General features: G+C 63.5%; 12 protein-coding genes. 4 read left to right on the plus strand and 8 right to left on the minus strand.

Annotated elements, in window-relative coordinates; genetic code table 11:
- Positions 1-151: 151 nt before the first annotated feature.
- The gene (locus tag QA640_RS33990) at positions 152-1,258 is read right to left on the minus strand and encodes an efflux RND transporter periplasmic adaptor subunit (protein WP_283037163.1); all 1,107 of its coding nucleotides are present in this window, start codon (positions 1,256-1,258) and stop codon (positions 152-154) included.
- Positions 1,259-1,508: 250 nt separating this feature from the next.
- Positions 1,509-2,852, minus strand: a complete 1,344-nt coding sequence (locus QA640_RS33995; RefSeq protein WP_283037164.1) for an MFS transporter — start codon at positions 2,850-2,852, stop codon at positions 1,509-1,511.
- 78 nt (positions 2,853-2,930) lie between these two features.
- Here QA640_RS33995 and QA640_RS34000 point away from each other — a divergent pair, with 78 nt between their 5' ends.
- Positions 2,931-3,359, plus strand: a complete 429-nt coding sequence (locus QA640_RS34000; protein WP_283037165.1) for a DUF2809 domain-containing protein — start codon at positions 2,931-2,933, stop codon at positions 3,357-3,359.
- 165 nt (positions 3,360-3,524) lie between these two features.
- Here QA640_RS34000 and QA640_RS34005 read toward each other — a convergent pair whose 3' ends face one another.
- From QA640_RS34005 to QA640_RS34020, 4 genes are all read right to left on the minus strand, one after another.
- Positions 3,525-4,703: a crosslink repair DNA glycosylase YcaQ family protein gene (locus QA640_RS34005; protein ID WP_283037166.1), complete on the minus strand. Its 1,179-nt coding sequence runs from the start codon at positions 4,701-4,703 to the stop codon at positions 3,525-3,527.
- Between the two features lie 109 nt (positions 4,704-4,812).
- Positions 4,813-5,052, minus strand: coding sequence for a hypothetical protein (locus QA640_RS34010; protein ID WP_283037167.1), 240 nt, complete (start codon positions 5,050-5,052; stop codon positions 4,813-4,815).
- A gap of 120 nt (positions 5,053-5,172) precedes the next feature.
- On the minus strand, positions 5,173-5,418 hold the full coding sequence (locus QA640_RS34015; RefSeq protein ID WP_283037168.1) for a hypothetical protein: 246 nt from the start codon (positions 5,416-5,418) through the stop codon (positions 5,173-5,175).
- 260 nt (positions 5,419-5,678) lie between these two features.
- A complete protein-coding gene (locus tag QA640_RS34020) occupies positions 5,679-7,097 on the minus strand; it encodes a caspase family protein (RefSeq protein WP_283037169.1) in 1,419 nt (472 codons plus the stop codon).
- 524 nt (positions 7,098-7,621) lie between these two features.
- Between QA640_RS34020 and QA640_RS34025 the strand changes: the two genes are divergently transcribed.
- A complete protein-coding gene (locus QA640_RS34025) occupies positions 7,622-8,266 on the plus strand; it encodes an OmpA family protein (protein WP_283037170.1) in 645 nt (214 codons plus the stop codon).
- 51 nt (positions 8,267-8,317) lie between these two features.
- On the opposite strand, the gene QA640_RS34030 is transcribed toward QA640_RS34025, so the two are convergent.
- On the minus strand, positions 8,318-9,580 hold the full coding sequence (locus tag QA640_RS34030; protein WP_283037171.1) for a phospholipid carrier-dependent glycosyltransferase: 1,263 nt from the start codon (positions 9,578-9,580) through the stop codon (positions 8,318-8,320).
- Positions 9,581-9,798: 218 nt separating this feature from the next.
- Here QA640_RS34030 and QA640_RS34035 point away from each other — a divergent pair, with 218 nt between their 5' ends.
- Both QA640_RS34035 and QA640_RS34040 read left to right on the plus strand, forming a co-directional pair.
- The gene (locus QA640_RS34035) at positions 9,799-10,503 is read left to right on the plus strand and encodes a FecR family protein (protein WP_349253653.1); all 705 of its coding nucleotides are present in this window, start codon (positions 9,799-9,801) and stop codon (positions 10,501-10,503) included.
- A gap of 2 nt (positions 10,504-10,505) precedes the next feature.
- A complete protein-coding gene (locus QA640_RS34040; RefSeq protein ID WP_283037173.1) occupies positions 10,506-11,633 on the plus strand; it encodes a hypothetical protein in 1,128 nt (375 codons plus the stop codon).
- Positions 11,634-11,794: 161 nt separating this feature from the next.
- Here QA640_RS34040 and QA640_RS34045 read toward each other — a convergent pair whose 3' ends face one another.
- A complete protein-coding gene (locus QA640_RS34045) occupies positions 11,795-12,283 on the minus strand; it encodes a VOC family protein (protein ID WP_283037174.1) in 489 nt (162 codons plus the stop codon).
- Positions 12,284-12,292: the final 9 nt, after the last annotated feature.

A 12,292-nucleotide genomic window follows, 5' to 3' on the forward strand; every position in this document is an offset into this window, starting at 1 on the left:
GGGGCTGGGCAGGTTCTGGATCACTTCGCCGCTCCTTACGCCGCATTCGCGCGACGGCCGAAGCTCACCTCGCAATGACGGAACTCCTTTATCGGTTGAGCATGATCTTTTCGGAAAACCGCTGCACGCTGTTCCGGATCATGCTCTGCAACTAGAACGACAACGACGACACGATCCGGACCTTCATGCTCGGATCGAGCTTCTGCACGCCGAGGGCCACGATCTTCGCGCCCTCCTCCACGCCACCAGTGACGACGACGTCATTGCTCTCGTAGGATTTCACCGTGACTGGTTTCAGCGCGACGGCGCCGTTGTCGTCGACGACGTAGAAGGAGGGCTTGCCGCCTTCGTTGAACAGCGCCGACAGCGGCAGCCGCGCGACGCGCTCGGTCGCGGCGTCCGACAGCGTCAGCGTCGCGGTCATGCCGAGCGCGACCTTGTCGTCGGCATCGGGCATCGAGAACTTTGCGAGATAGGTGCGTGTAGCCGGATCGGCGGCAGGCGCGATCTCGCGCAGCCTCGCCGTGTACTTCTTGTCGGGCTCCGACCAAAGAGTGACGCTGGCGACGCCCGACTTGGCGCGTCCGACCAGCGTCTCAGGAATCGCGACGACCGCTTCCTTCTCGGCAAAGCGGGCGACGCGGATCGAAGCCTGGCCCGCGGCGACCACCTGGCCGGGCTCGATCAGCGTTGCGGTGACAACGCCACGGGCGTCGGCAACCAGCGTCGCATAGGAAAGGGAGTTCTTGGTCAACTCGACCGAGCGCACGGCGCGGTCCAGGCGCGCGCGGGCCTCGTCGGCCGATGCGCGGCTCGAATCCATCTGCGCGTCTGTGGTCCAGCCCTTGGCCTTCAGATCCTTGGCGCGCTGCTCGGCGGCGGCGGCCTGGGCCAGCACGCCGGTCGCGGCCGTCTGCTCGGCCACGGCCTGCTCGGCCTGGAGCTTGAGATCGACCTCATCGAGGGTCGCGAGCGGCTGGCCCTCCTCGACGGTCTGCCCGACTTCGACGAGGCGTTTGGCTACCTTGCCGGCGACGCGGAACCCAAGGTCGCTTTCGATCCGGGGCTTGATGGTGCCGACGAAGCTCCGCTCCGGCGTGTCAGCCTCGTAATGGGCGGTTGCGACCAGAACCGGCCGCGGTGGCTCGGCCTTTTGCGCCACAGTGTCATTGCATCCGGCCAGCGCCACGGCCATCAGGGCCAGCGAAGCACCTGCCAAGAGCCTGGAATAGCTCGATAAAATCGACCGGACGAACATCGGACACTCCTGCGGCTGTATTCCCGAGAAATGTCGAATAATCACTGATAAAAGTCAATAATCGTCAGTCATCAGAAAAACGTGAGCGTTAAGGAGTAGTAAGAATTCTCAGGGGTTGGCGGCGGATGCGACGTCTGGTCGCAAAACGGCTGCAGCAAAGGCGCGTCAGCGCCGTGCCCCACCGCTGGTACCGTCCATGTGCAAAACGATTGGTGGGTAGACTTCGCTTTGCCCACTCCACAAAGTCCCTTCACCGTCCGTGGTCGGCAAATTCGTGCTTGCTCTCGTGGCCGCCGACGAACACCAGGATGCCGGCGATCAGCGGCAGGATCGCGAGAACCAGGAGGCCGGTCGCGGTCTGGCCGGTGGCTTGCTTGACCCAGCCGATCAGGTAGGGGCCGCCGAAGCCGGCGAGATTGCCGATCGAGTTGATCAGCGCGATGCCACCGGCGGCGGCCGTGCCCGAGAGCCAGGCGGTCGGCAGGGTCCAGAACACGCCGAAGCAGCAGAACACGCCGATCGCGGCCACCGTCAGCGCCACCATCGTCATGGTGGGGTCGGTGAGATACGAGGAGACGCCGAGCGCGACGGCTGTGAGGAGCAGCGGGGCGCCGACATGCATCACGCGCTCGCGCGCGGCGTCGGAATGCCGTGCCCACAGGATCATCGCGATGGTGCCGAAGAGATACGGGATCGCGGTGACAAAACCGGTCTGCGCGTTGGTGAGGCCGAAAGCCTTCACGATCTGTGGCAGCCAGAACTGCATGCCATAGAGCGCGCCGACGAAGCCGAAGTAGATCAGGCTCAGCGCAATTACCTTCGGCGATGACAAGGCTTCGCCGAGCGAGAGGTACTTCACCGCCTGCTTGGCCGCGATTTCCGAGTCCAGCCTCGCCTTGAGCCACGCCTTCTGCTCGGTCGACAGCCAGTCTGCCTTCTCCGGCTTGTCCGTGAGATAGAACCAGGTGACGATGCCGAGCAGCACCGAAGGCACGCCCTCGATGATGAACAGCCACTGCCAGCCCTGCAAGCCCAGCACACCATCGAGCCCGAGCAGCAGGCCGGAGATCGGCGCGCCGATCACGGTCGAGACCGGCACCGCAATCGCAAACGCCGCGAGGAAGCGCGCGCGATATTCGGCCGGGTACCAATAGGTCAGATAGAGGATGATGCCGGGAAAGAAGCCGGCTTCGGCGACGCCGAGCAGAAAGCGCAGGATGTAGAAGCTCGTCACGCCGTTGACCAGCGCCATCAGCGCCGAGATCACGCCCCAGGTCACCATGATGCGGGCGATCCAGCGGCTGGCGCCGAATCTCTCCAGCGCCAGGTTGCTCGGCACCTCGAAGATGAAATAGCCGATGAAGAAGATGCCGGCGCCCCAGGAGAAGATCAGCGGCGTGAACTTCAATTCCGCATTCATGGTCAGCGCGGCGAAGCCGAGATTGACGCGGTCGAGATAGGAAAAGAAGTAGGCCAGCACCAGGAAGGGAATCAGGCGCCAGGAGATGGCGCGGATGGTCGAGGTCTCGATTGCGCTCTTGTTATTGTTCTTGGCAGTGCCTGCGGAACCGGCAAAGGTGGTGGTCTGGCTCATGGCGTCCCCTTGGTTGTTGTTTTTCTCGGGCTGATGGCGGTTTTGAGCATCGCGGCAAAAGAGTCAATGGAACGAGCAATGCACGGAACGCAATCGACCAACCCTGTTGCGCCGCTGCAGCTATCGCTGGTCCGTGCCGCCCTCGCTCTCGTCGTGATCGCCTGCGGCCTCTTCTTGCGCCGGTATGGCTTTCCGCTCGGGCTTTCCGCCTTCGTGGTCAAATATGGCGGCTCGCTGTTGTGGGCGACCATGGTGTTTCTCCTGGTCGGCGCCTTGCTGCCACAACTGACGCGGACGCAAGTAGCGGGCATCGCGGCGGCGATCGCGATCGTCGTCGAACTGTCCCGGCTGGTGCATACGCCCTGGCTCGATGCATTCCGCCTCACAACCGCCGGCGCGCTGCTGCTGGGGCGGATCTTCTCGCTGTGGAATATCGTGGCCTACTTCGTCGGCATTATCTTGGGCACTTGGCTCGATCGGGTCGTTGCGATGCGGAGGGTGGGTTAGTTCTAATGTGTCACAAGACCCTCATGGTGAGGAGCGCGAAGCGCGTCTCGAACCATGAGGCCCCGCCTGTGGCCAACATCCTTCGAGACGCTTGCTTCGCAAGCTCCTCAGGATGAGGAGTTAGAGCGTTTATGGCGCAGCAAGGCTAACCCACCCTTACGCGGGCTACGAAGCTGCATCCTGCTCCGCCAATTGAAAACGCTCGAAACGATCGAGCTCCTCTTCAACCCTGCGCTTCAGCTCCTTGCGGCCGGCCGTCTTCTTGCCGTTGCCGACCCAGGTCCATTTCTGCATCAGGAGTATCTTGTTCTGCCGGTCGGTCTTGAGGTCCAGCGCCGCCACGATCTCGTCACCGACCAGCACGGGAAGCGCGAAATAGCCGAGCTTGCGCTTGGCCTTCGGCACATAAGCCTCGAACAGATGATTGTAGCCGAAGATGAGGTTGGTGCGCTTGCGCTGGATGATCAGGGGATCGAAGGGCGAGAGGATGTGCACGAGATCCGGCGGCGCGCCCTCGCCCGGCTCCAGCGCCGACGGCGCCGCCCAATGCTCCTGCTTGCCCGCGCCTTCCAAGGCAAGCGGGACGAGCTCGCCGCGTCGGACCCGCGATGCGATCAGATGCGCCACCGCCTGCTTGCTTGGCGCGTCGAGATGGCAGATCGAATCGAGGCTCACGACGCCCTGAGCGCGCAGCGCACGGTCGAGCAGATAGGCGGTCCCGTCCTTCGCAGAGGCCGGCTTCGGCAGCTTGTCCCAGCCGAAATGTCGCGTCATCAGTTCATAGGTCTTGAGCATGCCCTGGCGTTCGCTGATCGTGACGACGCCGGTGTAGAAGGCGAGTTGCAACGCCCGCTTCGAGGGCTTGCGGCTCTGCCACAGATGCTCCTTCTCCGTGAGAACGTCGTCCTCGATGTCGCGGATCGTCAGCGGGCCGGCCCGCACCAGCCGCATCACCTTGCGCATGTCGGCCGGTGTCACCGATGCGTACCATTTGTGTCCGTCGCGCCGGTGCTCGCGCATCGCGGGCAGGAAGAAGCGGAAGTCGCTCGTCGGCACGTAGGACAGCGCGTGGGTCCAGTATTCGAACACGCTCCTGTCGACACTCTGGGCGTGGCGCAGGTCGGCGCGGCGATAGGACGGGATGCGGCTGTAGAGAATGTGGTGATGACAGCGTTCGATGACGTTGATGGTGTCGATCTGCACATAGCCGAGATGGGTAATCGCGTCAGTGACCGCTTGCGCGCCCGCGCCAAAGGGCTCGCGGGTATCGAGCCGCTGCGCGCGCAGCCAGATCTGCCGGGCTTGCGACGTCTGAAGCGGGAGTGTCTTGGGTGTGCGGGACATTGCGAGCGGCAATGTAGCGGGATTCGCAAGGAGGCAAAGAAGCAACGACAAAGAAAAGCCGCGCCGCCGTCTGCTGACAGCGCGGCCGACCGGGCAACGAACGCCCGTGCTACTTCGTCATCTGCGCCTTCATGTAGTGCTTGCAGGCGCTGGGCATCTTGCCGTTGCTCATGTCAGTATTGGCCATCGCCATTTCCTTGTTCATGCCCATCTTGGTCGGGCTATCAGGCATGGCCGCCACCGTCGTCAGCGTGGCGCCCATGTTGGCGCTGGTGCAGGCCATCATCTTCGCCGAAGCTGGCGAAAGCGCGAGTGCGACAAAGGCTGCGGCCGTCAGCAAAGTCTTCATCAAAAGTCTCCTCCGTAAAACGAAACCGGCGTCATGCCGGCCTTCGCAACTACGTATTGTCTGCGAGGAGCGTTTCGCGGAGAAGACAATTTCATTGCTGCAGCGCAAAGGCTGATGACCTCAAGGCCCTCGCTTCGATCCCTTGGGGCGGTCGCCGAGGCTGCCGGTCGCGATATCGGGCTCGCAGGCGGCCTTGCCGCGATCGGTCGCCTGGCAGCGATAGACGCTGCCGGTCAGGCGGTCGACCAGCCACATATTGTCTTCGGTCACGCCTTCCAGGCCGACATAGCGATTGGTGAGACCCGTGATCAATGTCGACAGCAGGATCGCGACCGCGATCATCGCTGCGCCGATATAGATGGGCATAGAACTCTGCGAAGTCGTCCGATCCGGCGGGCCGCCCCGATAGGACTGATACTCACTCGGCCTTGGCACTGGTCGGAACCGGCTCCCTTCCGCTGGGCTGACGCTTCTTCAGGGGTGACGCCGTTTGCTAGGCGCCCATCTGGCCGATTTCTTGTTCGCAGCCGGGCTGCCCGGCGACGGCTTTGCGACCATCGTCCAGCAAGGGGCCGAAACGAAGAAGCGGCCCGGATCGGGCCGCCTTCGCTTCGCCCGTTTGCTTACTAGCGGCGGCCGAACAATCCGCCCATCATGCCACCGAAGAGGCCTCCGGGGCCGCCCATCGGGCCGCCACCGCCGCCGCCACTACCATAATAGCGATGGCCACCACCACCGGAGGAGCGACGGCGCGTTGGCTCTTCGTCCGCCGACTCGGAGGAGGCAGCGCGGGTCGAGACAATCTCCGATAGCAGGGCTCTGTGCTGAAGCTTGTTGAGATAGCCGGTGGCGGGATAGCCACGTGCCGCCTGCCAGCGCTTGAGCACAGAGCGGGTCTCGTCGTCGAACTTGCCGGTCGCCTTGACGTCAAAACCGAGCCCGGTGAGGCGGCGCTGCACGTCGCGGCGCTGACCTTTGTCGAGGCCGATCTGGTCTTCGGTGACCTGATTGGCTTCCTCGGTAAAGGTCGCAGGATCGACCCCGGCCGACAGGTTGCGCGTGGTGTTCGACGGACCGTCCTGCAACGCCGCGATGCGAGCGAGGGCAATCGCTTTGAACGTGCCGTTCGGATAGTTGGTGAGATAGGCGTTGAGCTCTTCCACCTTGTTGGAATCCTTGATCGAGCGCCAGAACTCGAGCTCGACGTCCGAGCCCTGCTTGGTCGAAGCCGATGCCGACACGCTCGAGCCGTCGCTCGCGGCGGTGGCTGGCACGCCAACCGGATTGAGATAGACGTTGCCGGTGAGGTTGGTATGGCCCCAGGGCAACTGCCCCTTATTGGTCTCGTCGCTGACCTGGGCGCGGACCTTGGTCATCGCCTGCTGGATCTCGAGGCCGGGCTGGGCAATGTTGGCCACGAGGGCGCGGGTGAACGGGCTGTTGGTGCCGGCCTCGCCATCGAGAGCGGTCTGGCCAGGGCCGGTGGCAAACGCGATGAGCGTACCCTCGCCCGATTTCATCTCCGCCAGTCCGGTCTGCACGTTGATCGAGCGCGTTGCCTTGGCCGAACGAATCTTTGCCGCGAACGGGTTGTCTCGACAGGCGTCCAGGAACACGAGCTTCACCTTCGCATCCGCCATCGTCTGCTCGAGCGTGACGTCGACGTTGATCGCCGCGCCCAGCTTGACGTCCATCTCGGATTTCAGGTCGGCATCGATCGGCAACAGGTAATTGATGCCGTTCACGGCGATGCCGTGGCCGGCATAGAAGAACACTGCGACATCGGCGCCTTCGCTTTTCTTGCCGAACTCCAGGAGCTTTGCCGTCATGGCATCGCGGGTGAGGTTGGAGCCCTCGACGACATCGAAGCCGACATTGCGCAGCACCCTGGCCATCGCCTTGGAATCGATCGCCGGGTTGGGAAGCTGCGGGACATTCTTGTAGGCGGAGTTGCCGACCACGAAGGCGACGCGCTTGTCAGCCAAGGCTGCGTCCCCGCTGACGAGAAATGCTGCGATTGAAATTGCTGCGATCAAGAAGCGCATGATCACTCTTCCCTGATCCAAACTTCTTCGCTGCCCTCGGATCCGCCTGAGTCGATCCGATCGGAGCAATCTGATCCATTCCACGAGAAAGCACTGTGATCTGGATCACGCGGGGATTTCAGGTGCTCGAACCGAGCTGGAAGACGTTGCGACGGCTATCTTTCCGGCTGCTAACGCAGCTACAACAATGGCTGGTGACGAGCAATGCAGAGAGAATGTACCCGCTGGCGCGTGGAGTCCAGCGAGCGCGATGCGGGCCGTAAGATACGATCAGAAAAATCGGCTATCGATCAACGACTCGAAGAGACAGTCGTGCTGCCCGACCAACGGACGCGAACATTCTTGGTGGCAGGTCGCTGCCGGTAATCGAACGAGCAATTGGATGCCGACCGGCTCCGGCGCTAAAATGGGTAGAGACATGAGGCCACTTCTGAATGTGATACGCATCACATCGGGGTGTTTGAACGTGACCTAGGCTCGCAGCACCAAATCGCCATCAGGCGTACCAGCTAGGACATACGACAATGACCCGCTTTGATAAGTTTTTCGGATTGAAGGCGATTACCATCTCGGCCGCGCTGTCGCTGACGGCGGGCCTGGCATTCGCCGGCGACAACAACGTCACCGCCAACCAGATCCTGGATGCCCTGAAGTCGAAGCCCCTGACCCGCGGCCTGTCTGCCGGTCCGCAGACCGAGACCGCGGATCGCGGCAAGGAGGCGAGCTTCCTGAATACCGTGCGCAACCGGCAGACCCGTTCGCTCTCGATGGGCGAGCGAGAGCAGATCGCCGAGCTCGCAACGAACAAGCCGAAGATCGATCTGGAGATCCAGTTCGACTACAACTCGGCCAACATCGCCACGACTTCGATGGGGTCGGTGCAGGCACTCGGCAAGGCGCTGTCCGATCCGGCTCTGAAGGGCTCGACCTTCGTTGTCGCCGGCCATACCGACGCGATCGGCAGCGATCCCTTCAACCAGGATCTCTCCGAGCGGCGCGCCGACACCATCAAGAAGTATCTGGTGCGGAACTACGGCCTCAACGGCAGCGATCTCGTCACCGTCGGCTATGGCAAGACCCGGCTGAAAGACGCCGCGAACGGTGCCGACCCGGTCAACCGTCGTGTCCAGGTTGTGAACATGGAAACCAAGACGTCTGCCTCGAAGTGATCTCGGCGTCCAATTCGGCAACTCGCCTGCCGCGCCCGCGGCGGGCGAGTTTCAAATCCAGTTCTGGAAGATCATCAGCCGGTTGAAGGTCTGCATCGAGGTGCCGACGAAGGCCGCGGAGATCGGTAGCATGGCGGCGAAGCCGATGGCTGCGACCGCGACATAGGCCCACAGCACCCAGGGCGGAAGCTTCTCACGTCGCAGCACATAGACCAGTGCGAGCGAGGACGCGGTTGCGGCCGGCAGATAGTAGTAGATGAAGCCGAGCGTACGCGGCAGCAGTGCCCAGGCGAGATACGGGCCGAAATAGAATGCCGAGATGAGGAACGCATCCCAACGCCGCGTGACGATGAAGTCGCGCAACACGACCGCCAGCGCGAGCAACGCCGGCCACAGCACCAGGGGATTACCGAGGAGGACGACCGCGGAGATGCTGTCGTCGCCGACCTTGTCGAACAGGAACCATACCGGGCGCACGAGGAAGGGCCAGGACGGCCATGAGCTCATATAGGTATGCCCGGCGATCGCGGTCGTGGTGTTGTCGGCGAAGATGCGCCGCTGGGCCTCGATCAGATCGGATGGCGATAGTCCGTAGAGCGGCACGAACGCGACGAGATAGAACACTGCCGGCAACAGGCCGAAGCAGAGCGCGACATGCTGCGCCCTGAAATCCGGCCAGAGATCGGGGCGATACCAGTCGGTCGGCTTCGCGTCGGCAAACAGCGTGCGCCAGCTCTGCATCAGACGGATCGCCGCGACGATGACAATGCAGGCAGCGAGCGGAAACAGGCCGCTCCATTTGCAGGCGGCGGCAAGACCGAACAATCCGCCGGCCAGCGCAAACAACCGGTGCGGCCGCTCGCTCCGAAAGCCGTGCATGAAGGCCGCCGACGCCACTAGGCCAAAGGCCAGCGCAAAGATGTCAAGCATCGCGATGCGCGACTGCACGAACAGCATCTGGTTGCAGAAGGCGATCAGCGCCGCCGCGATCGCGGGGCCCTCCGCCGAAAACAGCGCAAGACCGCAAAGATAGACTGCGACGACCGCGAGCGCGCCGAACAGCGTTGCCGGATAGCGCCAGCCCAGCGAATTGTCACCGAAGGTCGCGATCGACCGCGCGATCAGCTCCTTTGCCAGCGGCGGATGCATCGGATTGAGCACGGGCCTGGGCACAACCGGCTCGAGCATCTGCCGCGCGGCCGGCACGTAATGCACCTCGTCGAACACGAACTTGTCCGGCGTCGAGACGCCGATCAGGAGCACGAGATGCGCGACCAGGAAAATTACGACGGCGATCACTGCGCGCCGCGACATCGGCGGCACAGGAGTCACTTCGCGCTGTCGCTGTGGGGATGCTTTGCGTGGCAAATTTGGCTCACCGCCGACAAAAATTTCCTTGCTCAGCGCTTTGAACGCATTTTGCCGCTACTGTCACTAACCACGACGCTCGTCCTGCGTCGCTTGTGACAATTATAGCACATCACAAGCGAACGCGATCCGGTACGATACGGGATACATTGATCGGCTGAAGAATGATTTTGCGCCTTCCCGTTTTCTTTCCTGCATTGCTTACAGCCTTCGCTTGTGCGGCCTCCGCCGCTCAAGCGCAGACGCGCGTTGGCGAAGCCGTGGTGATCCAGAACGATGTGGTTCGCGTCGCGGCGACGGCGACGCAGATCAACGTAGGCGACAGCATGCTGCGCGACGAGACCGTGCGCACCGGCGCCGACAGCGCCGCGCGCTTCGTCATGGCCGACAGCACCAACCTGTCGCTCGGGCCGAGCGCCACCCTCAAGCTCGACCGCACCGTCTTCAACGACGAGCACAGCTATCGCGACGTCGCGATCAGCATGACCACGGGCGCGTTCCGTTTCGTCACGGGACATTCGGAGAAGGCCGCCTACAAGATCACGACGCCGCTCGCGACCATCGGCGTGCGCGGCACCACGCTCGACATCCTCTCGCAGCGCAGCCGCTCCGTGGTCGTCTTGCAGGACGGCGCGGCCAATGTCTGCACGCTGAGCTTGCAGTGCGTGCAGCTTACGCAACCGGGCGACACCGCGATCATCACCTCGACGGGTGGCCGGACCACCATCACCAAGACCAGCACACCGCCCTGGACTTTTGCCGCGACCTGCACGGCGGCGGCCGGACTGTGCTCGGTCAACCAATATGCCGACGCTTCGCCGACCATCACGCCCGCCGTCCATGACGACGGCGTGCTGTGCGGACGGTGACGATGGCGAAGCTCCGGACTCGCAGCATCGTCCTCGCGGCCGCGCTGGTCGCGGTGGCGTCGCTCGCGCTCCTTGCGGCTCAGCCGGCTGCCGCCCAGAACTGCACCGAATGCTCGCCGACGCCGACACCCAGCCCGAGTTCTAGCCCCTCGCCGACCCCGACGCCTACGCCCTCACCGAGTCCTTCGCCGTCGCCGACTCCATCAACGACACCAGGGGCGAACCCGACCGTCTCCGGAGCCGACTCCAGCGGCGGCTCGATCGGCGATCTCGCCAACCAGCGCTTCAACCAGATGATCACCAACCGCGTGCTCGGCTCGGTGCTGCTCGGCGTCAACGAGCAGGTCAATTGCAGCGACTGCGTCAGCGCGTTCGGCTCGGCCGGCTCGTTTTCCGCCGGCGTCCATGGTCGCAAGGAGCTCACCGGCAATCTATCCCTGCTCACGGGCCTCGCCTACACGCAATACAATGAGGGCGGCTACCACGTCACCAGCGCGCCGATCGGCGCCTTTGCGCTGCGCTACGATTTCACCGACTGGGGGGCGTCACGCCCGTTCTTCGACATCGGCACAGTGCTCACGCCCTGGGAGAAGGTGCGCTACACACGCAGCTATCAGACGAGCCTCGGCGCGGTCAGCGTCACCGGCACGACCGACAGCTCGAACTACGCCGTCTACGGCCGTGCCGGCTGGATCAGCCGGCTCTCGCCGCGCGACGAGGTCGCGGCCTCCGTCGAGTTCTGGCAGCTATGGCAGCGGGTGTCCGGCTATAGCGATCCGACCGTCGCGTTCAACCCGTTCGACGCGACGATCGCGGGTGGCACCGACCGCACCAGCCTCGTCAAGCTCGGCGGGCAGTGGACGCATCTGATCGGCAGCACGCTCGAGGCCAACGTCAACGGCGGCTGGGTGCAGTCGTTCGGCGCGCATTCCGGCATCGTCGCCACCGTCACCGGCAACGGCACGGTGGTGCCAACCATCGGCAATCAAGGCTGGTTCGAATATGGCGGCCGCCTCGGCTTCCGCTTCGCGCAGGGGTGGATCGTCGACCTCTTCGCCAACGGCACGCTCGGCCCGCAGCCGGTCGGCAACACCATCCATGGCGGCGTGGGCCTGCGGATCAATTATTGAGAGTTGGCTCGTTCGTGCCAACATCTCCGCTGTCATGCCCCGGCTTGACCGGGGCATCCAGTATTCCAGAGACAGCGCGATTCATCACAACCGCCGCGGCGTACTGGATCGCCCGATCAAGTCGGGCGATGACAGCGGAAGTCGTGTCGCGGGCGCACGCATCACGCCGCCGACTTGCCCTCATAGGCTTGCCGCAGCGCTTCGACGTCGAGCTTGACCATTTTCAGCATGGCCTGCATGACGCGGTTGGCGGCGGCCCGGTCGGAGCTCGAGAGAAACTGGAACATCGCCCTCGGCACCACCTGCCAGGCCACGCCCCAGCGGTCCCTGAGCCAGCCGCACTGCTCTTCCTTGCCGCCATGGGCGAGGAAGGCATACCAGATGCTGTCGACCTGCGCCTGATCCTCACAATCAATCTGCAGCGAGAGCGCGTGGGTGTACTCCATCTTCATCCCGCCATTCAGCGCAACGAGGCGCTGTCCGCCTAGCGTGAACTCGACGACGAGCACTGAGCCTTCCTTGCCGGACGGATTGTCGCCGACGTTGCGCTGGACCTTCAGGATCTTCGAATCCGGCATCAGGGAAACGTAGAAATTTGCAGCTTCCTCGGCATCGCCGTTGAACCAGAGGCAGGGGGTAACCTTGGACATGGGGCAAAA

The sequence above is a fragment of the Bradyrhizobium sp. CB82 genome, from assembly GCF_029714405.1.
Classification (GTDB): domain Bacteria; phylum Pseudomonadota; class Alphaproteobacteria; order Rhizobiales; family Xanthobacteraceae; genus Bradyrhizobium.